Source organism: Kitasatospora sp. NPDC051705 (genome assembly GCF_044453265.1).
GTDB lineage: Bacteria > Actinomycetota > Actinomycetes > Streptomycetales > Streptomycetaceae > Kitasatospora.
Genome location: NZ_JBITCO010000012.1, coordinates 185,101 through 208,361, shown reverse-complemented (window position 1 = coordinate 208,361; position 23,261 = coordinate 185,101). Strand labels below are relative to the sequence as shown.

At 73.1% G+C, this 23,261-nt stretch carries 14 protein-coding genes and 1 other RNA gene; 13 read left to right on the top strand and 2 right to left on the bottom strand.

Annotation, left to right across the window (positions count from 1 at the left end; all coding sequences use genetic code 11):
• Window positions 1-57 precede the first annotated feature (57 nt).
• A complete protein-coding gene (locus ACIA8Q_RS18110; protein ID WP_360218083.1) occupies window positions 58-5,004 on the top strand; it encodes an NAD-glutamate dehydrogenase in 4,947 nt (1,648 codons plus the stop codon).
• Window positions 5,005-5,074: 70 nt separating this feature from the next.
• Entirely contained in the window at window positions 5,075-5,596 is a 522-nt protein-coding gene (locus ACIA8Q_RS18105) for a hypothetical protein (protein WP_360218080.1), read from the top strand.
• 81 nt (window positions 5,597-5,677) lie between these two features.
• Here the strand turns inward: ACIA8Q_RS18105 and ACIA8Q_RS18100 are convergent, their stop codons facing one another.
• Window positions 5,678-8,527 carry an FtsK/SpoIIIE domain-containing protein gene (locus tag ACIA8Q_RS18100; RefSeq protein WP_396317440.1) on the bottom strand — a complete coding sequence of 950 codons (2,850 nt, stop codon included), beginning with the start codon at window positions 8,525-8,527 and terminating at the stop codon, window positions 5,678-5,680.
• Between the two features lie 407 nt (window positions 8,528-8,934).
• Here ACIA8Q_RS18100 and ACIA8Q_RS18095 point away from each other — a divergent pair, with 407 nt between their 5' ends.
• From ACIA8Q_RS18095 to prfB, 3 genes are all read left to right on the top strand, one after another.
• Window positions 8,935-10,845 carry a protein kinase gene (locus tag ACIA8Q_RS18095; RefSeq protein WP_360218074.1) on the top strand — a complete coding sequence of 637 codons (1,911 nt, stop codon included), beginning with the start codon at window positions 8,935-8,937 and terminating at the stop codon, window positions 10,843-10,845.
• Window positions 10,846-11,073: 228 nt separating this feature from the next.
• Window positions 11,074-12,333, top strand: coding sequence for a serine/threonine-protein kinase (locus ACIA8Q_RS18090; protein WP_387901552.1), 1,260 nt, complete (start codon window positions 11,074-11,076; stop codon window positions 12,331-12,333).
• Between the two features lie 79 nt (window positions 12,334-12,412).
• The gene (gene prfB, locus ACIA8Q_RS18085; RefSeq protein ID WP_360218068.1) at window positions 12,413-13,525 is read left to right on the top strand and encodes a peptide chain release factor 2; all 1,113 of its coding nucleotides are present in this window, start codon (window positions 12,413-12,415) and stop codon (window positions 13,523-13,525) included.
• 78 nt (window positions 13,526-13,603) lie between these two features.
• On the opposite strand, the gene ACIA8Q_RS18080 is transcribed toward prfB, so the two are convergent.
• A complete protein-coding gene (locus ACIA8Q_RS18080) occupies window positions 13,604-13,798 on the bottom strand; it encodes a hypothetical protein (protein WP_030059729.1) in 195 nt (64 codons plus the stop codon).
• A 349-nt stretch (window positions 13,799-14,147) separates the two neighbouring features.
• On the opposite strand from ACIA8Q_RS18080, the gene ftsE reads away from it, so the two are divergent.
• The 8 genes from ftsE (at window position 14,148) to ACIA8Q_RS18040 (ending at window position 23,198) form a co-directional block, all read left to right on the top strand.
• Entirely contained in the window at window positions 14,148-14,837 is a 690-nt protein-coding gene (gene ftsE, locus ACIA8Q_RS18075; protein WP_063349173.1) for a cell division ATP-binding protein FtsE, read from the top strand.
• Between the two features lie 76 nt (window positions 14,838-14,913).
• Window positions 14,914-15,825, top strand: coding sequence for a permease-like cell division protein FtsX (gene ftsX / locus ACIA8Q_RS18070; RefSeq protein WP_360218064.1), 912 nt, complete (start codon window positions 14,914-14,916; stop codon window positions 15,823-15,825).
• A 111-nt stretch (window positions 15,826-15,936) separates the two neighbouring features.
• Window positions 15,937-17,082, top strand: coding sequence for a S41 family peptidase (locus ACIA8Q_RS18065; RefSeq protein WP_387901548.1), 1,146 nt, complete (start codon window positions 15,937-15,939; stop codon window positions 17,080-17,082).
• A gap of 63 nt (window positions 17,083-17,145) precedes the next feature.
• Window positions 17,146-17,622 (top strand): SsrA-binding protein SmpB, encoded by a 477-nt coding sequence (gene smpB / locus ACIA8Q_RS18060; protein WP_045695776.1) that lies wholly within the window; start codon window positions 17,146-17,148, stop codon window positions 17,620-17,622.
• Window positions 17,623-17,707: 85 nt separating this feature from the next.
• Window positions 17,708-18,090, top strand: a transfer-messenger RNA (tmRNA) gene (gene ssrA, locus ACIA8Q_RS18055).
• A gap of 192 nt (window positions 18,091-18,282) precedes the next feature.
• Window positions 18,283-20,586, top strand: coding sequence for a UvrD-helicase domain-containing protein (locus ACIA8Q_RS18050; protein ID WP_360218058.1), 2,304 nt, complete (start codon window positions 18,283-18,285; stop codon window positions 20,584-20,586).
• A 348-nt stretch (window positions 20,587-20,934) separates the two neighbouring features.
• Complete coding sequence (locus ACIA8Q_RS18045; protein WP_360218055.1) at window positions 20,935-22,407, top strand: NAD-dependent malic enzyme; 1,473 nt, start codon at window positions 20,935-20,937, stop codon at window positions 22,405-22,407.
• A gap of 509 nt (window positions 22,408-22,916) precedes the next feature.
• Window positions 22,917-23,198: an HU family DNA-binding protein gene (locus ACIA8Q_RS18040; RefSeq protein WP_030059737.1), complete on the top strand. Its 282-nt coding sequence runs from the start codon at window positions 22,917-22,919 to the stop codon at window positions 23,196-23,198.
• The last annotated feature ends 63 nt before the right edge of the window (window positions 23,199-23,261 follow it).

Genomic DNA, 23,261 nt, shown 5'->3' with positions numbered 1-23,261 from the left:
GTGAACATCCACACCCGACCGAGTCACGCAACGGCGCGCGACAGGAGCCAAGAAGTCATGCAGACCAAGCTGGACGCAGCCAAGGCCGAACTGCTCAAGAAGGCAGCCGCAGCCGCTGAGAACAGCCAGGTGGGGGGAGCGGCGCCGGGGGAGGGTCTGAGCAACGGCGCTCTGACCGCGTACCTGCACCACTACTACCTCCACACCGCGCCCGAGGACCTGGTCGACTCCGACCCGGTCGACGTCTACGGCGCGGCGGCCTCCCACTACCGGCTGGGCCTCAAGCGCCCGCAGGGCACCGCCGAGGTGCGGGTCCACACCCCCTCGGTGGAGGAGAACGGCTGGTCCTGCGGCCACACCGTGGTCGAGGTCGTCACCGACGACATGCCCTTCCTGGTCGACTCCGTCACCAACGAGCTGTCCCGCCAGGACCGCGCGATCCACCTCGTCATCCACCCCCAGCTGGTCGTCCGCCGTGACATCACCGGCAAGCTGCTGGAGATCCTGGACGTCGACGCCTGCTCCCGCAGCCAGGCCGCCGGCGCCGAGTGGCCCGCCGACGCGACCGTCGAGTCGTGGATGCACATCGAGATCGACCGCGAGACGGACCGCGAGGACCTGCGCTCCATCGAGACCAACCTGCGCCGGGTGCTCGGCGACGTCCGCGAGGTCGTCGAGGACTGGAGCAAGATGCGCGAGAGCGCGCTGCGCCTGGCCGACGAGCTCGCCGAGGAGCCCCCGGGCGGCCTGCCCGAGCAGGAGGTCGGCGAGGCCTGGGAGCTGATGCGCTGGCTCGCCGACGACCACTTCACCTTCCTCGGCTACCGCGAGTACGACCTCGTCGAGCACGAGGGCGAGGAGGTCCTGAAGGCCGTCGCCGGCACCGGTCTGGGCATCCTGCGCGCCGACCCGCACAGCCACGACGACCGGCACCACTCGGTCAGCGAGGCCTTCGGCCGGCTGTCCGCGCCGGTCCGCGCCAAGGCCCACGAGAAGAAGCTGCTCGTCCTCACCAAGGCCAACAGCCGCTCCACCGTGCACCGCCCGGCCTACCTGGACTACGTCGGCGTGAAGAAGTTCAACGCCGCCGGCGAGCCGATCGGCGAGCGCCGCTTCCTCGGCCTCTTCTCCTCCGCCGCGTACACCGAGTCCGTCACCCGGATCCCGGTCGTGCGCCGCAAGGTCCAGGAGGTGCTGGACGCCTCCGGCTTCTCCAGCGAGAGCCACGACGGCCGCGACCTGCTGCAGATCATGGAGACCTTCCCGCGGGACGAGATGTTCCAGACCGCGGCCTCCGAACTGCTCTCCATCGCGACCAGCGTGCTCTACCTGCAGGAGCGCCGTAAGCTGCGCCTCTTCCTGCGCCAGGACGAGTACGGGCGCTACTTCTCCGCGTTCATCTACCTGCCGCGCGACCGCTACACCACGCGGATCCGGCTGCTGCTCACCGACATCCTCAAGGAGGAGCTGAACGGCGCCACCATCGACTACACGGTGTACGCCACCGAGTCGGTGCTGACCCGCCTGCACTTCGTGGTCCGGGTCGCCCCGGGCACCGAGCTGCCGCAGCTCACCGACACCGACATCGAGCGGATCGAGAACCGCCTGGCCGAGGCGGCCCGGTTCTGGATGGACGGCTTCCACGACCAGCTGCACCTCGAGCTGGGCGAGGAGCGGGCCGCCGAGCTCGGCCACAAGTACGCCAACGCCTTCCCCGACGGCTACCGCGCCGACTTCCCGCCGCGCACCGCCGTCTCCGACATCAAGCAGATCGAGGCGCTGCACGGCGACGGCGACTTCCGCCTCAACCTGTACCAGCCCGTGGGCGCCGGCGACGACGAGCGCCGCTTCAAGATCTACCGGGTGGGCGGCCCGATCTCGCTCACCGAGGTCCTGCCGGTGCTCCAGCGACTGGGCGTCGAGGTGCTCGACGAGCACCCGTACGCGCTGCGCCGCTCCGACGGCACCACCGCGTGGGTGTACGACTTCGGCCTGAAGCTGCGCGAGGCCACCGGGCTCACCGACGAGGCCCGCGAGCGCTTCCAGGAGACCTTCGCGGCCACCTGGACCGGCAAGGCCGAGAACGACGGCTTCAACGAGCTGGTCCTCACCGCCGGGCTGACCTGGCGGCAGGCGATGATGCTGCGCGCGTACGCCAAGTACCTGCGCCAGGCGGGCTCCACGTTCTCCCAGGACTACATGGAGGACGCGCTCCGCAACAACACCCACACCACCCGCCTGCTGGTCAACCTGTTCGAGGCCCGGCTGAGCCCGAGCCACCGTTCGGGCGCCCTGGAGCTGACCGAGGGCATCCTGGAGGAGCTGGCCGGCGCGCTCGACGAGGTCGTGTCGCTGGACGAGGACCGCATCCTGCGCTCCTTCCTGCACCTCATCACGGCCACCCTGCGGACCAACTTCTTCCAGCACGCCGCCTCCGGCGAGTGGCACTCCTACGTGTCGATGAAGTTCGACCCGAAGGCCATCCCGGACCTGCCGGCCCCGCGTCCGGCGTTCGAGATCTGGGTCTACTCGCCGCAGGTCGAGGGCGTGCACCTGCGCTTCGGCAAGGTCGCCCGCGGCGGTCTGCGCTGGTCCGACCGGCGCGAGGACTTCCGCACCGAGATCCTGGGCCTGGTCAAGGCGCAGATGGTCAAGAACACCGTCATCGTGCCGGTCGGCGCCAAGGGCGGCTTCGTGGCCAAGCAGCTGCCGGACCCGTCGGTGGACCGGGACGCCTGGCTGGCCGAGGGCATCTCCTCGTACAAGACGTTCATCTCCGCGCTGCTGGACATCACCGACAACCTGGTCGGCGGCGAGGTCGTCCACCCGGCCGACGTGGTCCGCCACGACGAGGACGACACCTACCTGGTCGTCGCCGCCGACAAGGGCACCGCGACCTTCTCCGACATCGCCAACGGCGTCGCCGAGTCCTACGGCTTCTGGCTGGGCGACGCGTTCGCCTCGGGCGGCTCGGCCGGCTACGACCACAAGGGCATGGGCATCACCGCCCGCGGCGCCTGGGAGTCGGTGAAGCGCAACTTCCGCGAGCTCGGCGTCGACACCCAGACCGAGGACTTCACCGTCATCGGCATCGGCGACATGTCCGGCGACGTCTTCGGCAACGGCATGCTGCTCAGCGAGCACATCCGGCTGGTCGCCGCCTTCGACCACCGCCACATCTTCATCGACCCGAACCCGGACGCGGCCGCCTCCTACGCCGAGCGCCGCCGCCTCTTCGAGCTGCCCCGCAGCTCCTGGGACGACTACGAGAAGTCGCTGATCTCGGCCGGCGGCGGGGTCTTCCCGCGCAGCGCCAAGTCGATCCAGCTCAGCGCGCAGGCCAGGGCCGCCCTCGGCGTCGACGTCGCCCGGCTCACCCCGGCCGAGCTGATGAAGGCGATCCTGCAGGCGCCGGTCGACCTGTTCTGGAACGGCGGCATCGGCACCTACGTCAAGGCCTCCACCGAGACCAACGCCGAGGTCGGCGACAAGGCCAACGACGCCATCCGCGTCAACGGCGACCAGGTCCGGGCCCGGGTCATCGGCGAGGGCGGCAACCTCGGCTGCACCCAGCTCGGCCGCATCGAGTACGCCGCGGTGGGCGGCCCGGAGAGCACCGGCGGCTGGATCAACACCGACGCCATCGACAACTCGGCCGGCGTGGACACCTCGGACCACGAGGTCAACATCAAGATCCTGCTCAACCAGGTCGTCGCCGAGGGCGACATGACGGTCAAGCAGCGCAACACCCTCCTCGCCGAGATGACCGACGAGGTCGGCCACCTGGTGCTGCGCAACAACTACGCGCAGAACGTGGTGCTGGCCAACGCCGTCGCCCAGGCGCACAGCATGGTCAACGTCCACTCCCGGATGATCAACCGCCTGGAGTCGGCCGGCCAGCTCGACCGGGGCCTGGAGTTCCTGCCCACCGAGCGCCAGATCAAGGAGCGGCAGCAGAACGGCCGCGGGCTCTCCCAGCCCGAGATGTCCGTCCTGCTCGCGTACACCAAGATCACGCTGGCCGACGAGCTGCTCGCCACCGACCTGCCCGACGACCCGTACTTCCGCACCGCGCTGCACGACTACTTCCCGAGTGCGCTGCGGGCCCGGTTCGCCGAGGCGATCGACAACCACGCGCTGCGCCGCGAGATCATCACCACCCTGATCGTCAACGACACGATCAACCGCGGTGGCTGCACCTTCGCCTTCCGGCTGAAGGAGGAGACCGGCGCGACCTACGAGGAGATCGCCCGCACCCACACCGCCGCCCGGGCCGTCTTCGGCCTGGAGGAGATCTGGGGCGAGATCGAGGGCCTGGACAACAAGGTCCCGGCCCGCGGCCAGACCAAGATGCGGCTGCACTCGCGGCGCCTGGTCGAGCGCGCCACCCGGTGGATGCTCAACAACCGCCGCCAGCCGCTCGACATCGCCGGCACCATCGAGTTCTTCCACGACCGGGTCAACCAGGTCTGGGGCTCGCTGCCCAAGCCGCTGCGCGGCGAGGACCTGGCCTGGTTCGAGTCCGTCTACGAGGAGCTCGCCGCGGCCGGCGTGCCGGAGGAGCTGGCGACCCGGGTCGCCGGGCTGTCCTCGACCTTCCCGACCCTGGACATCACCGAGGTCGCGGACCGTTCCGGCAAGGACGTCGCGGACGTCGCCGAGCTCTACTACGACCTCGCCGACCGCCTGCAGATCACCCACCTGCTGGACCGCATCATCGAGCTGCCCCGGACCGACCGCTGGTCGTCGATGGCCCGGGCCTCGATCCGCGAGGACCTCTTCGCGGCGCACGCGGCGCTGACCGCCGACATCCTGGTCTGCGGCCCGGAGGGCGCCACCCCGGAGGAGCGCTACACCGCCTGGGCGGAGCTCAACAGCACGCTGCTGAACCGCGCCAAGAGCACCCTCGACGACATAAGGGGTTCGGACAACTACGAGCTGTCCAGCCTCTCGGTCGCGATGCGCGTCATCCGCACCCTGCTGCGCACCGGTTCGATGCGCTGACGGACGGCTGAACCGGCGGGGCCCGCGTCTTCGGACGCGGGCCCCGCCGGTTCGTTCGTGCCCGGAGCGGATGGCGGCCGAGACGGACGCCCGCGCCAAGTCCGACGCCTACGTCGCCAAGCTGGACGAGGTCCTGGCGAAGCTGAAGACCCACGAGACGCTGCCGCCCGGCTCCTCGCCGCAGCAGATGATGGAGTACTACAAGCGGGAGAAGGTGCGGCTGGACCAGAACGCCGCCGACCAGGCGGAGCTGGACCGGCTCTCCAAGGACGCCAAGGCGCTCGAGACGGCCATCAGGACCCACGACCAGGCCTTCCTCACCACCGGCCGGGTCGGCTTCGGGACGAAGGGCCTGCGCGAACTCGTCGCCCCGGCCGGCACCCGGACCGCCGACGGCGTCGGCGCGGGCTCGACGGAGGAGGAGCTCAAGCGGGCCTACGACGGCAAGGGCCTCAAGCCGGGCAAGGACGGCAAGTACGAGCTGCCGGCCGAGGGCGTGCGCAGCGGCGAGGGCTGGGTCTACGAGTTCACCATGGACGGCGCCAGGGTCACCGGCCTCGCCCTGGTCAAGCGCGGCACCTACTGCTCCTGACCGCACCGGGCCGCACCCGCCCCTGCCGGGCCGCACCCGCCCCTGCCGGGCCGCACCCGACCGGGTGCGGCCCGGAACCCCCTAGCGGGCGGCGGCGCGCTGGAGGGCGCTGGCCAGCAGTGCGAGGTCGGTGGGGCCGTTGCCGAGCTCGCGGACCGGGCGGCGGGCCGGCGGGGCACCGAGCTGCAGCGGGTCGATGGCGACGACGGTGGGCCGCAGCGTGGCGGTGCGCGGGATGCGGCCGCTGATCCGGGCGGTCTGGAAGGCGGTGACGCCGCCGTCCGGGAGGCGCAGGTAGCCGCGGCCCGGGGTGTCCTCGGGGAGGCCGGCGGCGTCGCCGAGGTGGATCAGCAGGTCGGAGTCGGCCGGGTCCTCGGTGCGCAGGGCGATCCGGAGCAGGGCCGCCTCGTCGACCTCGGTGCCGGCGCTCTCCTCCGGCCGGCCGGTGGCCACCGCGAGGTGGACGCCGAGCGGGCCGCCGCGGCGGGCGACGGCGGCGAGGGCCCGGGCCAGCGGGCGGCCCGCCGGCGAGGTGGGGGAGAGCAGGGCCTCGTAGTCGTCGACGACGACGACCAGCCGGGCGGGGACGGCACCCGAGGGGGCGGTCGCGGGCCGCGGGCCGTCGGGGCTGCGCGGCTGGACGATGCGCGGCGGGGCCGGGGCGGGGGCGCCCACGGTGGCGGGCACCGGGACGGCGTCCACGCCCGCGGCGAGGTCCGGCCGGCCGTCCAGGATCCGGGCGGCGTGCCAGGAGGCGAAGTCGAGGCCGTCGAACAGTCGCTCGCGCAGGGCGAGTTCGTCCTCCAGGGCCTCTGCGGCGAGCAGTGCGGCCCGCGGGTCGGTGGCGGCGTTGACCCGGCCGGTGACGTGCGGCAGCTCGGTGCAGCCGTCCAGGCCGTCCTCGGTGGCCCGGCCCTCGATGAGGGTGACGGCGAGGCGCTCCGGGCGTTCGGAGACGGCGAGCGAGGCGACCAGGGTGCGCAGCAGTTCGGTCTTGCCGGAGCCGCGGGCGCCGCCGATCAGCAGGTGCGGGCCGCCCGGGTCGGGGGAGGGCAGGGCGAGTTCCGGGTCGGCCAGGTCGAGGGTGCAGAGCTCGTCCCGGGTGGTGCCGAGCAGCGCGGTGGCCGCGCCGATGCCGCCGGCGTGCGCGGCCCAGCGGGCGGAGAGCTTGGCCGGGGTGACGGTGTCGAGCTGGAGCAGGTCGAGCAGTCGCAGCGCGTCGGGCAGCGGTCCGCGGGCGGCCGGGACGGCCTCCCGCAGCGGGGCGAGCAGGCGGGCGAGCCGCTCGGCCCAGGCGTCGGAGACGGCGTCCAGCGAGACCTCGTGCAGGGTCTCCCGGCCGCGGGCGACCGGACGGTCCAGCGAGAGGTGGGTGCCGACCTCTCCGGTGACGAGGGCGGTGGCGCCGAGGCCGCGGGGGAGCAGTTCGGGCTGTTCCGCGAGGCAGACCGGGAAGATGCCGACGGCCGGGCCCTGGCGCAGCAGCAGGTCGACCGCCTGCCGGGCGTGCTCGGTGGCCGGGCGGCCGTCGACCACGACGACGGTGGCGGGGTGGCCGCCGAGGCCGATCGGGCCGTTGAGCCGGGCGGTGAGTTCGTCGAGCCGGGCCGTCGCCTGCTCGTCGTCGAGGCCGAGCAGCAGGCGGCAGTCCTGGCCGTCCGCCGGCCGCAGGTGCGGCAGCCACAGGGCCCAGGCCCAGGTGTCGGCGCGTTCCTCGGGGGTGCGCGCCGGGTCGGCGTCGACGACGACGAGGCTGAGGCCGGTGGGCGGGTGCAGGGCGACGAGCTGGGCGACGACGGCGCGGGTGAGCGCGTCGAGGCGCGCGCGGGGGCCGCTGAGCCCGAGGCTGCCGGCGGTCTGCAGGTCGAGGGTGACCGGGACGGCGGGCAGTGTCGCGCCGGGCGCGGTGCCGGGGCCGCCGGTGGGGCCGCCCCCGGCCGGGGGGAGGGGGCGGTCGGCGGTGCCCAGGCGCAGGGTGAGCGCGTCGGGGTGGCCGGGGCCGCGCTCCCAGAGCCGCGGGCCGGGGCCGACGGCGTTGAGCAGCAGGGTGGCGAGGTCCGGCCAGCGCTCGCGCTGGGCGGCGGCCTGGCGGAGCCGGACGGCGGTGTGGTGGCGTTCGGCGCTCTCCTGGCCGGGCGGTTCGGCGGTGCGGCCGAGCCGCAGCGAGAGCAGGCCGCGGCCGCGGCCCGGGGCGGGTTCGGGGGCGGCGGGCGGCTCGGCCGGGGGCGGCGCGGGCCGGGCCGGGCCGGGGGCGGCGAGCTGGAGGTGGCCGTGGCCGTCGGGCACGGCGGCGCGGCCGCTGCCGGGGGCGTCGGTGCGGTCGGGGGTGGTCACCTGCAGGGTGGACTCGCCGATCCGCAGCAGGCCGCCGGGCTCCAGCGGGACGGCCTCCTCGGTGCCGCCGGGCGGCACGATCCGGCCGTCCAGGGTGGTGCCGTTGGTGGAGCCGAGGTCCCGGACGGTGATCCGGCCGTCGTCGGCGAGGTGCAGGGCCAGGTGCAGCCGGGAGACGTCGGGGTCGTCGAGCGGGACGTCGGCCTCGCCGGAGCGGCCGATCCGGATCTCGCGGCCGTGCAGCCGGTGCACGCCGCCGGCGTCCGGGCCGCCGACGACGCGCAGTTCGGCGACGGCGGGGGTGTCGTCGGGCTCGTCGGCGGTGGGGTCGGGCTCGTTGAGGCTGAGGACGGCGCCGTCGAGCAGCGGGGGGTGGCCGAGCAGGGTGTGCTCGTCCACCCGGTGCGCCCCGGCGTACAGGTGCACATGGGTGGCGGCCCGGGGCCCGCGCACGCCGACGGCGCCCGCGAGCGCGCCCGCGAGGGCGCCGAGCGCGGTGCCGACGGGCGCGGTGACCAGCACGTCCACGTAGGGGATGGCGGAGCCGGCGGCGGTCGGGCCGCTGCGCGGTCGGAGGACGGTCAGCCGGATCTGCATCTCGCCCGCGGGTCCCTTCTGCTGGTGTGGAGCCCGTCCGGTGGCGTCGCGGACGCGCGGGGCGGTCGCGGCGACCCTTTGGGCCACACGAGTGGCGAGTGTCCATCCTGCCATCCGTCACGGACAGTCCGCGCACGGTACCGGATTTGACGATCTTGCGATCACCGCCATGGTGGAGGCGACGGAGGGTCAGGTCAACCGGTGCCGGGACGACCCCGTCGACGGGCCCGCCGACCGGCTCCGGACGGTCCCCTAGGGGATGTCCCCCACCACCTCCTGGATGGCCTGCCAGTTGCCTCTGAAACCCGAACGGACACGGTTAGAGTGGCCGCAGACACGGGCCCGGCAGGCTCACCGCACCGGCGGAGGAGCGCCCCGCGCGGGCGGCACGGCGAGGAGTGCGACAGGTGCGGCCAGTCGGCAGCAAGTATCTGCTTGAGGAGACCCTCGGACGGGGTGCCACCGGCACGGTCTGGCGCGGCCGGGTGCGCCCCGACGTCCAGGTGCCCGGCAGCGAGCCGGGGCAGCTGGTGGCCATCAAGGTACTGCGCGAGGAGCTGGCGGCCGACCCGGACGTCGTGATGCGCTTCCTGCGCGAGCGCTCGCTGCTGCTGCGGCTGACCCACCCCAACATCGTCCGGGTCCGCGACCTGGTCGTCGAGGGCGAGCTGCTGGCCCTGGTGATGGACCTCGTCGACGGCCCCGACCTGGCCCGGTACCTGCGCGCCAACGGCCCGTTCAGCCCGATCGCCGGCGCCCTGCTGATGGCCCAGGTCGCGGACGCGCTGGCGGCCAGCCACGCGGACGGGATCGTCCACCGCGACCTCAAGCCGGCCAACGTCCTGCTCTCCTCGCTGCTGGTCGAGGGCACCGAGCAGATGCACCCGATGCTCACCGACTTCGGCATCGCCCGGCTCGCCGACTCCCCGGGCATCACCCGCACCCACGAGTTCGTCGGCACCCCCGCCTACGTCGCCCCGGAGTCCGCCGAGGGCCGGCCGCAGACCTCGGCGGTGGACGTCTACGGCGCCGGGATCATGCTGTACGAGCTGGTCACCGGCCGGCAGCCGTTCCAGGGCGACGGCGCGCTCGCCGTCCTGCAGGCCCACCTGGCGCAGGAGCCGCAGCGGCCCAGCACCATGCCCGAGCCGCTGTGGACGGTCATCGAGCGCTGCCTGCGCAAGGACCCGGCGCAGCGCCCGGGCGCCACCTCGCTGGCCCGCGCGCTGCGCGTGGTGGCGGCCGGGGTCGGGGTGCACGCCTCGCCGGCCGCGGTGGACGAGGCGCTCGCGGTCGGCGCGCTGCTGGTGCCCGACCCGCGGCCGGCCGCCGTCCCCGGCAGCGCCCCGGTCGTCCCGGACCTGGCGCCGCCCTTCCCGGAGGCGCCGCCGGCGGGCCAGGGCGGTTCGCACTACGACCCGGCCGCGGCGACCCGGGTGATGAGCACCCAGCCGCCGGCCGCGCCGCCGTACGGGGCCGCCGACCGCACCCAGGTGCTGCCGCCCACGGCCGTGCCGCCGCCCCCGCCCGGTGCGCCGAAGGAGGAGGCGCCGCACCCCTGGCAGACCCAGCTGCAGGCGGCCCGGGACCGCAACCAGCAGACCCAGGTCGGCTACTTCGGCCCGGAGGACTTCGAGGACCCGCAGGTCGCCCCGCCGCCGTTCCAGGCCGGACAGGGCGGCCGGCCGGGCCAGGGCTACCAGCCGCAGCCGCCGGCCGGCTACCGGCAGGACCCGCGGCACCAGGCCCCGCCGCCCGGGTACGCCCAGCGCCCGCCGGTGGCCCCGCCGCCGTACCAGGCCGGACGGGGTGGTCAGGGCGGCCAGGGGGGCTACGGAGGCCAGGGCGGCCAGGGCGGTTACGGCGGCCAGGCCAGTCCGGGCGGTTACGGCGGCCCGTCGCAGCAGGGCGGCCGCCCGCAGCCGCCCGGCGGCTACCGGCAGGCCCCGGCCGGGTACGGCCAGTCGCAGCCGCAGGGCGGCTACCCACCGCCGCCCCCGCCGGCCCCGGTGCCGCGCCGGGCCGAGCCGCCGGCGCCGCAGCACCGGGAGCCCCCGCAGCGCCGCGAGGAGCCGCGCGAGCAGCCCCGCCGCGAGCCCGCCCCGCCGCGCGAGCGGCGCCCGCGCAGCCGCAACCGGATGTACATCCCGGGGCTCGGCTGCCTCAAGGGCTGCCTGGTGGTGCTGCTGGTGCTGTTCGTGGCCGGGCTGGCGCTGTGGAACTTCACGCCGCTGCCGCACTACTGGGACAACGTCCAGAGCTGGTTCACCACGGTGCGGGACTGGGCGGACGCGCTGTTCGGCAGCTCGAAGAACTGACGCCGGGACGGTTCCGTCCCGCGGGGCCGTCCGGACGCGACACCGCGCCCGGACGGCAGGATTGACGCTTTGTCGACAATTTTCGAGATTTCTCGCCCGGGACTGCCCGTCCGGGGCCCTCAGGCGGCCCGCACGGGGGGTCGGGGCGCGTAGGTTGGTCGCTGTTGTCCCGCCCCACCGAGCGCACCGGGCCCCCCGGAGCGCTCCCGCGCCGCCCACGGAGCAGCATTGGCACGCAAGATCGGCAGCCGGTACACCGTCCACCAGGTCATCGGCCGGGGTTCGGCCGGGACGGTCTGGCTCGGTGAGGGGCCCGACGGCCCGGTCGCGGTCAAGCTGCTGCGCGAGGACCTGGCCGCCGACCAGGTGCTGGTCGGCCGCTTCGTCCAGGAGCGCGCCGCGCTGACCAGCCTCGACCACCCCCGGGTGGTCGGCGTGCGCGACATGGTCGTGGACGGCAGCGACCTCGCCCTGGTGATGGAACTGGTCCAGGGCACCGACCTGCGCTCCCGGCTCGAGCGCGACGGCGCCCTGCCCCCGCAGACCGCCGCCTCGATCATCGCGGACGTCGCCGACGGCCTGGCCGCCGCGCACGCGGCCGGCATCGTCCACCGCGACGTCAAGCCCGAGAACGTGCTGCTCGACCTCGCCGCCGCCCCCGGTCCGGGCGCCGCCCCGCGCGCCAAGCTCACCGACTTCGGCGTCGCCCGCCTGGTCGACGCCCCCCGCCGCACCCGGGCCACCCGGATCATCGGCACCCCCGACTACCTGGCGCCCGAGATCATCGAGGGCCTGGAACCGCGCGCCGCCGTCGACATCTACGCCCTCGCCACCGTGCTCTACGAGCTGCTGGCCGGATCCACCCCCTTCGGCGGCGGGCACACCGGCGCGGTGCTGCGCCGGCACGTCACCGAACAGGTGCCGCCGATCCCCGGCCTGCCGGACGGCCTGTGGCGGATCATCTCCGAGTGCCTGGCCAAGGCCCCGGCCTCGCGGCTGCGCGCCGCCGAGCTGGCCGCCCGGCTGCGCGAGCAGCTGCCCTCGCTGGCCGGCCTGCCGGTGCTGGCGGTGCCCTCCCAGGGCCGGGCCCCGGCCGAGGAGGCGCTCACGCCGGGCGAGGCCGTCTACGCCGAGGTGGACGCCGGCCCGGGCACCCACAAGCGCCGCCGCGGCCCGGCCGTCCCGCTGGTGCCCGGCACCGCCCCCGACTCGACCCGGGACACCCACACCAGCCTGCGCCGCCCGTCCGCGGACGAACTGGCCGCGTACGCCGCCGAGTCCCGCGCCCAGCGCACCGCCCCGGGCGCCGGGCAGCGCCGGGACCGGCAGGCGCTGCTGCGCCGCCGCCGGATGCTGGCCGTGCTGCTGGCCACCGTGCTGCTGCTGGCGGGCGCCGCGGCGGCCTGGACGGCCTTCGCCGACACCGGCCCGGGCGCCCCCCGCCCGGCCCTTCCGGCGGTGCACAGCACGGCTCCGCGGGCGCCGTAGCGGCTGCCGGGGCCGGTGCGGGAGGGCCGGAGGACCCCGGTGTCGTCATGACCACCCCCGGAACCATTACGCTGGGGGCGTGGCAGCCGTCGATCCTTCCGAAGAGCTCAAGAACCTCGAGACGACCCTGGGGTCGATCGAGGCCGTCCTCGACCTGGACAAGATCCGGGCCGACATCGCGGTCCTGGAGGAGGAGGCGGCGGCCCCCAACCTGTGGGACGACGTCGCGTCCGCGCAGAAGGTGACCAGCCGGCTCTCCTTCCTCCAGGGCGAACTGCGCCGGGTCGAGGGCCTGCGCAGCCGGGTCGACGACCTGGGCGTGCTGTTCGAGCTCGCCGAGGCCGAGGACGACGCGGACACCCGCACCGAGGCCGAGGCCGAGCTCGTCGCGCTCCAGAAGGCCGTCGAGGAGCTGGAGGTCCGCACCCTCCTGTCCGGCGAGTACGACGCCCGCGAGGCGCTGATCAACATCCGTGCCGAGGCCGGTGGCGTGGACGCCGCCGACTTCGCCGAGCAGCTGATGCGCATGTACCTGCGCTGGGCCGAGCGGCACGGGTACCCGACCGAGGTGTACGACACCTCGTACGCCGAGGAGGCCGGCATCAAGTCGGCAACCTTCACCGTGAAGGCGCCGTACGCGTACGGCACGCTCTCCGTCGAGCAGGGCACCCACCGCCTGGTCCGCATCTCGCCGTTCGACAACCAGGGCCGCCGGCAGACCTCCTTCGCCGGTGTCGAGGTGCTCCCGGTCGTCGAGCAGTCCGACCACGTCGACATCGACGAGGGCGAGCTGCGGGTGGACGTCTACCGCGCGTCCGGCCCCGGCGGCCAGGGCGTCAACACCACCGACTCGGCGGTGCGCATCACGCACCTGCCGACCGGCATCGTGGTGTCCTGCCAGAACGAGCGCTCGCAGATCCAGAACAAGGCGTCCGCGATGAACGTCCTCCAGGCCAAGCTGCTCGAGCGGCGCCGCCAGGAGGAGAAGGCGGCGATGGACGCGCTCAAGGACAGCGGCAGCTCCTGGGGCAACCAGATGCGCTCCTACGTGCTGCACCCGTACCAGATGGTCAAGGACGTCCGGACGGCGTTCGAGGCCGGCAACCCGCAGGCCGTGCTGGACGGCGACATCGACGGCTTCATCGAGGCCGGCATCCGGTGGCGCAAGCAGCGCGAGACCGCCGCGGAGTAACCGCGCGAGGCAGTGACGAAAGGGCCCCCGACCGAGGTCGGGGGCCCTTTCGTCGTCTCCTCGTCGTCCCGTTCGGGATCAGGCCAGCGCCTGCCGCGCGATCAGCGCCACCGCGAGCAGACCGGCCAGCAGGGCCAGCAGCATCGCGGGGGAGAGCGCGGCGAAGGGCCCCTGCTGCTCCTGTAGCCGGGCCCGGTTGGCGCGGCAGACCGGGCAACGCCCGTCGCTCACGCGGCCGTTGCAGTTGGCGCACACCAGATGGTCGCAGGTCATGCGATCTCCTCCTCGCTGCTACAGCCAACGCACCGGACCGGGCTTTGGTTCCTCTTCTTGCCCTGTGCGGGGGAGCGGCCGGTCGCGGCCGCCACCTCCACTCTGCCAGGTTCTGCCCGTTCCGGCTCCCGGGCTGTGAGATGCCTCGCAATTTTCGGGGCATAACCGGACATTGTCCCCCAGATTCCGGGTGCTGTCCCGTCCAGGCACTGCGAGCCCGCCGCCGCTTCGCGTATGGTCCCAGACCGGGAGCGGCCCTGTCCGCCCCCTCCGCCCGCCCCCGGGCCGGGCGCCCGGGGTGGACCGACCGAGGACTGGCGCCGCCTAGGATGGCCTCCGTGATGCAGCCGTGATCAGATTCGACAACGTCTCCAAGACCTATCCCAAGCAGAACCGTCCCGCCCTGGACAACGTCTCGCTGGAGATCGAGAAGGGCGAGTTCGTCTTCCTGGTCGGCTCGTCCGGCTCGGGCAAGTCCACCTTCCTGCGCCTGTGCCTGCGCGAGGAGCGCCCCTCCACGGGCGAGGTGCACGTGCTGGGCAAGGACCTCGGCAAGCTGTCCAACTGGAAGGTGCCGCACATGCGCCGCCAGCTGGGCACCGTGTTCCAGGACTTCCGCCTGCTGCCGAACAAGACGGTCGCGCAGAACGTCGCCTTCGCGCTGGAGGTGATCGGCAAGCCCAAGAGCGCCATCAACAAGGTGGTGCCCGAGGTGCTGGAGCTGGTCGGCCTCGGCGGCAAGGAGGACCGCATGCCGGGCGAGCTCTCCGGTGGTGAGCAGCAGCGCGTCGCGATCGCCCGCGCCTTCGTGAACCGCCCGATGCTGCTGATCGCGGACGAGCCCACCGGCAACCTCGACCCGCAGAACTCGGTCGGCATCATGAAGCTGCTCGACCGCATCAACCGCACCGGGACCACGGTGCTCATGGCGACCCACGACCAGGCCATCGTCGACCAGATGCGCAAGCGCGTCATCGAGCTCGACAAGGGGCTGCTCGTCCGCGACCAGGCCCGCGGCGTCTACGGGTACCAGCACTGACCGACCGGCGCTGAACCCGTGGGCCCGTCCGCCCGCGTCGCCAGACCAGCAGTACCGACCCTGGAGTGTTTCCCGCATGCGTGCCCAGTTCGTCCTGTCGGAGATCGGTGTGGGTCTCCGCCGCAACCTGACGATGACCATCGCGGTCGTGGTCAGCGTCGCGCTCTCCCTCGCCCTCGCCGGTTCCTCGCTCCTGGTCCGCGACCAGGTGAACTCCATGAAGGGGTACTGGTACGACAAGGTCGAGGTGAGCATCTACTTCTGCACCAAGTCGGACGCCCGCAACTCGCCCCAGTGCGACAAGGGTGCGGCGACCGACCAGCAGGTGCAGGACATCAAGGCCCAGCTGGACAAGATGGACTCGGTCGTCCAGTCCTCGACGTTCGAGAGCTCGGCCGAGGCGTACAAGCACTGGAAGGAGATGAACCCGGACAACCCGCTCATCTCCGTCCTGGGCCCGGACGCCATGCCGCAGTCCTGGCGGGTCAAGCTCAACGACCCGACCAAGTACGACGTCATCCAGAGCGCCTTCGCGGGCAAGCCCGGCGTCAAGTCGGTCGAGGACCAGCGGAAGATCCTGGAGAACCTGTTCGGCCTGCTCAACGGCCTGCAGACGGCGGCCTTCGTGATCATGGTGCTGATGCTGTTCGTCGCCCTGCTGCTGATCGTGAACACCGTCCGGGTCTCGGCGTACAGCAGGCGGCGCGAGACCGGCATCATGCGCCTGGTCGGTGCCTCGAACTTCTACGTCCAGATGCCGTTCATCGCCGAGGCCGCGTTCTCCGCGCTGCTCGGCGCGGTGATGGCCTCCGGACTGCTGGTCGGCGGGCACTTCTTCGTCCAGGGCTGGCTGGCCGACCGGGTGCAGTTCATCCACTTCATCGGCCTCGGCTCGGTGCTCGCGGTGATACCGCTGCTGGTCGTGGTCGGTATGGGCATGGCCGGTGTGGCGGCGTTCTTCACGCTCCGCAAGTACCTCAAGGTCTGACCCCGAGGGCCCCGGCGGCCCCGGACGGCACTGCGCCGTCCGGGGCCGCCGCCGTTCCGCCGTCGGTCGTTCCGGCCCGGCGCGGCCGACGCGTGTCTACACTCCGGTGCCATGCTGGAAACTCCGCGCAGGGCACGTCAGGTGGCCACCCTCAGCCTGGTGTTCGGCGTCGTGCTGCTGGCCGGGGCCGCCTCCGGCGCCTGGGGCGACCCCGCCGACCCGGTGCGCCGTTCGTCCGCCGACACCGCGCCGGTGGCGGCCGCCGCCGCGGGCCCGCCCGCGGACCCGGCCGGGTCCGCACTGTCCGAGCAGCAGGCCGAGCACCTGCTCGGGGCCAACGGCGACCGCTGGGGCGCCTACTACAGCGCCCAGGAGTACGCCGAGTTCACCCAGGGCCTGGACGGCCGCTACCTCGGCGTCGGCCTCTCCGTGGGCCGCGGTGAGGACGGCGTCACCGCCGTCTCCCAGGTCGCCCCCGGGGGGCCCGCCGCCACCGCCGGGATCGCCGCCGGGGACCGGCTGCTGCGGATCGACCAGGACCAGGCCGACCGGCTGCCGGTCACCGAGGTGGTGGCCCGGCTGCGCGGCCGGGACGGCGAGCGCAAGGCCGGCAGCGAGGTCACCCTCGCCGTGCAGCGCGGCACCGGCGAGATCCGCGAACTGCAGCTGCGCAGGGCCCTGCTGGACAGCCGGCAGGTCACCGCCGAGCACCTGGACAAGGGCGTGCTGCGGATCGCCGTCCGGGCCTTCACCAGCGGAGTGACGGACCAGGTGCGCGCCGCCCTGCGCGTCCCGCACACCGGCGTGGTGCTCGATCTGCGCGGCAACTCGGGCGGGTTGGTCGAGGAGGCCGCCGGCACCGCCGGGATCTTCCTGGACGGCGGCCCGGTCGGCTCGTACCAGGAGCGCGGCGGGACGAGGGAGTTGACCGCCCCGCCCGGCGGCGACCAGCGCACCCCGCTGGTGGTGCTGGTCGACGGCGGCACGATGAGCGCCGCCGAGCTGCTCACCGGCGCCCTCCAGGACCGCAGCCGCGCCGTGGTGGTGGGCTCCCGGACCTTCGGCAAGGGCACCGTCCAGCAGCCCAGCCGGCTCGCCGACGGCGCCGTCCTGGAGCTGACCGTGGGCCGCTACTACACCCCGGCCGGCCGCTCCCCGGAGGGCACCGGCCTCGCCCCGGACGTCCCGGCGACCGCCGGCGAGGACGCCGACGCGCTCGCCCTGCGGGTGCTGGCCGGGCTCGGAACCCGCGCCTGAGGGCCGGGACCCGCGGCTAAAGGGGCTGCCCCGCCCGGCCCGAAGTGCGAGAATGGCCGCGCTATGGCAAAGGAAACCGGACAGAAGCTGATCGCGCAGAACAAGAAGGCGCGACACGAGTACACGATCCTCGACACCTACGAGTGCGGCCTCGTGCTCACCGGCACCGAGGTGAAGTCACTGCGCGAGGGGAGGGCCAACCTGGTCGACGGCTACGCGTACATCCAGAACCACGAGGCCTGGATCGACAACGTCTTCATCCCCGAGTACACCCAGGGGACGTGGACCAACCACGCGGCCCGGCGCAAGCGCAAGCTGCTGCTGCACAAGCTGGAGATCCGCAAGATCGAGACCAAGGTCCGCGACGCGGGCCACACGCTGGTCCCGCTCTCGCTGTACTTCAAGGACGGCCGAGTGAAGCTCGAACTCGCGCTCGCGGTCGGCAAGAAGCTGTACGACAAGCGGCAGACGCTGCGCGAGAAGCAGGACACCCGCGAGACGGCGCGTGCCGTGGCGGCCGCCCGGCGCCGCCAGGGTTAATCCGCTGGACCCTCGCCCGTCGCCTCGCGTACTATGGCGCCAGCAACACGGACGGTCACCGTCCGGCTGTTTCTCAACAAAACATGGGGATGATCGGTTTCGACAGGGGATGTTGAAACAGGGGAAGCGAGCCGAGGAACGCGGCAATGATCTCGTTAACCACGTGTCGCAAAAAAATAATCGCCAACTCTAAGCGCGATTCCCAGCAGTTCGCTCTCGCTGCCTAATTAAGCAACGATAGCGCTTGGGTGTCAGACCGGGGGGTTCCCGACCCGGACCCTGGCATAATCTAGGGAACTCAACCGTCCGCCCGGGCTGCGAGGGTGGATGGGAAATCAAACAGCAGCTGGGCCTGTTGGCGGCTCGTCCGTGTGACCGCCAGGGCCGAGAAAAGCACAGCGGACTGCGCTCGGAGAAGCCCTGAATTAACTCCACTGGACCCGGGTTCGATTCCCGGCATCTCCACCACCCCATGTTCACAGTGAAGGCCGTCCACCGCTCAGCGGGGGGCGGCCTTCGCGCTGTCCGCGCACCGGCCGCCGTGTCCGAACCGATGCGCCTCCGACGCCGTCCCGGTGCGGCGCGCCGCACCGGCCGGGGCGTAGGATCATCCGTCCGCTCGTTTTCCGGAGCCGGATATCCGCCGCAACCACCGAGGCCATGCAGAGCAACACGGACACCACCCCCGCCGCCGACCACGAGACCGTGCGCGAACGCGAGATCGCCGGCGAGCAGCAGCACCTGGACACCGTCTACCACCGGCTGGAGGAGAAGCTCGCCGAGGCCGAGTACATCCTGGAGGACGCCGCCAAGCGGGTGCAGGTCGGCACCCCCGGTGCGCTGGCCGAGCGCGACGCCCAGGTCTACCGGGCCGGTGCCCACCTCCAACGGCTCAACAACGAGTTCGAGGACTTCCTGTTCGGCCGGATCGACCTCCAGCGGGCGGACGCCCCGGAGGAGCACGGCATCCCGTCGAACACCCCGCTCGACCCGGCCGATCCGGCCGTCGCCGAGACCCTCCACATCGGCCGCCTCGGCGTCCTCGACGCCGAGTACGGCCCGCTGGTGATCGACTGGCGGGCGCCCGCCGCCGCGCCCTTCTACCGGGCCACCCCGGTCGAGCCCGGCCGGGTGATCCGCCGCCGGGTGATCCGCTCCAAGGGCCGCCGGGTGATCGGCGTCGAGGACGACCTGCTGCGCCCCGACCTCACGCCCACCCTGGACGGCGAGGAGCTGGCCGTGGTCGGCGACGGCGCCCTGATGGCCTCGCTCGGCCGCGCCCGCAGCCACTCGATGCGCGACATCGTCTCCTCCATCCAGAAGGAGCAGGACGAGGTGATCCGCGCCGCCGCGGCCGGCGCCACCCTCGTCACCGGCGGCCCCGGCACCGGCAAGACCGCGGTGGCCCTGCACCGGGCCGCCTACCTGCTGTACCAGGACCGCCGCCGCTACGCCGGGGGCATCCTGGTGGTCTCGCCGACCCCGCTGCTGGTCTCCTACACCGAGGGCGTGCTGCCCTCGCTCGGCGAGGAGGGCCAGGTCGCCATCCGGGCGGTCGGCTCGCTGGTGGACGGCATCGAGGCGGGCACCTACGACAGCCCCGAGGCGGCCCGGGTCAAGGGCTCGGCCCGGATGGTGCAGCTGCTGCGCCGGGCCGCCAGGGCGGCGCTGGAGCTGGGCGCGCCGCAGGAGCTGAAGGTGGTCGCCCGGGGCGAGGTGCTCAGGCTGGACGCGGGCCGCCTCAAGGCCGTGCGGGGCAACGTGATCGGCTCCGGCGGCACCCCGCTGAACCTGCTGCGCCCGCGCGCCCGCCGGCTGCTGCTGGACGCCCTGTGGCAGGAGGCCACCCGGCACCTGCCCAGGCCCGCCGACCACTACGCCCGCGAGCAGCGCCAGGAGGAGAAGGAGTCCTTCGACGAGTACGTCTCGGACGAGGCGTCCTTCCTGGACTTCCTGGACGCCTGGTGGCCGGCCCTGAGCCCGCGCCGGGTGCTCGGCACGCTCAAGCACCACCGGCACACCAATCGGATCGCCCGTCGGGCCGTCACGCCGGACGAGGCGCGGCTGCTGGCCGGTTCCTGGCGCCACCTGTCGCCGAAGGGCGAGGGCGCGCTGTCCGCCCACGACGTCGCGCTGGTCGACGAGCTGCAGGTGCTGCTCGGCGAGCCGGCCCGGCCGAAGGTGCGCGAGGTGGACGCGGTCGACCTGCTGAGCGGTCTGGACGAGGTCACCACCTTCGCGGACCGCAGCTCCCGCCAGCGGGCGAAGGGGCCGGTGGAGCGGACCGAGTACGCGCACGTGATCGTGGACGAGGCGCAGGACCTCACCCCGATGCAATGGCGGATGATCGGCCGCCGGTCCCGGATGGCGACCTGGACGATCGTCGGGGACCCGGCGCAGTCCTCCTGGCCGTTCCCGCAGGAGGCCCAGGCCGCGATGGACGAGGTGCTGTCCGGGAAGCCGCGCCGGCGCTTCACGCTGACCGTCAACTACCGCAACCCGGCCGAGATCGCCGAGGTCGCGGCCAAGGTGCTGGCGCTGGCCGCGCCGGGCACCCCGTCGCCGAGCGCGGTGCGCCGGGTCGGCGTGGAGCCGCGCTTCGCGGCCGTCACCGCCCCCGGGGCGGAGGCCTTCGGGGCGGGGGCCCGGGCCGAGCTGGAACGGCTGCTGACCGAGGTGGACGGCACCGTGGCGATCGTGGTGCCGATGGACCGGCGGGCCGAGGCGGCCGGCTGGGCCGAGGGCCTGGGCGAGCGGGTGGTGGCGCTGGGCAGCCTGGAGGCGAAGGGCCTGGAGTACGACGCCACGGTGGTGGCCGACCCGACCGGCATCGCCGGCGAGTCGGAGGCCGGCCTGCGGGTGCTGTACGTCGCGCTGACCAGGGCGACCCAGCGGCTGACCGTGCTGTCCGGCCCGGACGACCTGCCGGACGCGGCCGGCGTGCCGGCGCTGCTGCACGACTGACGGCCGGACAGGTCCGGGCGCGTCCGGGCACGCAGAAGGCCCCTCACCCGCGGGTGAGGGGCCTTCAGACGCTAGTGACACCGACCCGCCATGCTCGCCTCGCGGCAAGTGGTCCCTCGAAGGGACGAAGGTTGGGCCCGGGGGCTTGGATCGAGCCGGTGTCCCGTCCAATGTAACGCATCGGCCCGGAGAGGCAAGGAGTCGTCGCCCCCTTGTCGGATCCGCACACTCAATGAACGTTATTTCTGGCTACCCCTTGGAAGGTGCGACGATCGAGGTCTAGCATGCGGCAGGCGATGCCTTCAACAAAATGTTGAACCTGCCGACGGACGGAAGAAGGAAGCGTCGATGGCGACGGTGCCCAGTGTCTCGAACTCGATCACGGTGCGGCTGGAGGTCCCGGCGCGGGGCAACGCCGTGAGCGCGATCACCACCGCCGTGGAGTCCTCCGGCGGTTCGGTGACCGGCCTCGACGTGACGGCCTCCGGCCTGGAGGCGCTGCGGATCGACGTCACCGTGGCGGCCTCGTCCGTCGCGCACGGCGAGGAGATCGTCGAGAAGCTCCGGGCCATCGACGGCGTGTCGATCGGCAAGGTCTCGGACCGGACCTTCCTGATGCACCTCGGCGGCAAGATCGAGATGTCGTCCAAGCTGCCCATCCGCAACCGTGACGACCTCAGCATGATCTACACCCCGGGCGTGGCCCGGGTCTGCATGGCGATCGCCGAGAACCCCGAGGACGCCCGCCGCCTCACCATCAAGCGCAACAGCGTCGCCGTGGTCACCGACGGCTCCGCGGTGCTGGGCCTGGGCAACATCGGCCCGGCCGCCGCGCTGCCGGTCATGGAGGGCAAGGCGGCCCTGTTCAAGCGCTTCGCCGGCATCGACGCCTGGCCGATCTGCCTGGACACCCAGGACACCGACGAGATCGTCGCCATCGTCAAGGCGATCGCCCCGGGCTTCGCGGGCATCAACCTGGAGGACATCTCCGCGCCGCGCTGCTTCGAGATCGAGGCCCGGCTGCGCGAGGCCCTCGACATCCCGGTCTTCCACGACGACCAGCACGGCACCGCGATCGTGGTGCTCGCGGCCCTCACCAACGCCCTGAAGGTGGTCGGCAAGGACATCGCCGACATCCGGGTGGTGATGTCGGGCGCCGGCGCCGCCGGGACGGCGATCCTCAAGCTGCTGCTGGCCGCCGGCGTCGAGCACGCCACCGTGGCGGACGTCCGCGGCGTGGTCCACCAGGGCCGGGAGGACCTCAACGAGAGCCTGCGCTGGATCGCCGAGCACACCAACCGCTCGGGCCGCACCGGCAGCCTCAAGGAGGCCGTGGCGGGCGCGGACGTCTTCATCGGCGTCTCGGCCCCGAACGTCCTGGACGGCGACGACCTGGCCACCATGGCCGAGGACGCGATCGTCTTCGCGCTGGCCAACCCCGACCCGGAGGTCGACCCGGCGATCGCCCGGCAGACCGCCGCCGTGGTCGCCACCGGCCGCAGCGACTTCCCGAACCAGATCAACAACGTGCTGGTCTTCCCGGGTGTCTTCCGCGGCCTGCTGGACGCCCAGAGCCGCACCGTCAACACCGAGATGATGATCGCCGCCGCCCGGGCGCTGGCCACCACCGTGGCCGACGACGAGCTGAACGCCAACTACATCATCCCCAGCGTGTTCCACAAGGACGTCGCCAAGACGGTGGCCTCGGCGGTGCGCGAGGCGGCGCTGGCGGGCGCCCAGGAGCGCCCGGAGGAGTCCCGTCCGACCCCCGGCATCGTCGGCACCCTCGACACCTCCTCCTTCCCCACCGTCAAGCTCTGACCGGCGAGTCCGCCGACGTGTCGCGGATCGGTCAAATGTCCGAATCGCGGCCATACCCGCCCAAGCCCGCCCCGAACCCTTGCGACACAAGGGCGAGGGGCGTGTTTGGGCTTGTCAGTCCCAGGGCGTACGGTAGCCCTGCACGGGGCAGGCGTGTCCGACAAGTACGGAACGTCCCCCTGGTCTTCCGGCGTGTCGTCCCGACCGCCGCCCGCGCCCGGTCCGCCGGAGCCGACGGAGCGTCACACCTCCAACGGGCGGGCGTTGTTCGGGTGGCTCGGCCGGGGCCCGATTGGCTTTCTCGGGGCCGGTCGGGGCAGGATTCGTATCCAGGCAGGCGGACGGGCCTTCTACGGCACCGACGCGCGGCATCGGGTACGGACCCGGCCTGCGACCACGCATTGCCTGCATGAGCACAGTGTGCGGACCTGCGGCCCATCCGGGTGCCCCCCGGTGGGAGCACCGATGGGCCCCCGCACACCGCAAGCGAACAGACCACAGGAGTACACATGAACCGCAGTGAGCTGGTGGCCGCGCTGTCCGAGCGCGCCGAGGTGACCCGCAAGGACGCCGACGCCGTTCTGGCCGCCTTCGCCGAGATCGTCGGCGAGGTCGTCGCCAAGGGCGACGAGAAGGTCACCATTCCCGGTTTCCTGACCTTCGAGCGCACCCACCGCGCTGCCCGCACCGCCCGCAACCCGCAGACCGGCGAGCCGATCCAGATCGCGGCCGGCTACAGCGCCAAGGTGAGCGCCGGCTCCAAGCTGAAGGAAGCCGCCAAGGGCGCCTGAACCACCCCTTGAACGCCCGAGAGGCCGGGCTCCCCGCGGGGAGCCCGGCCTCTCGCCGTTCCA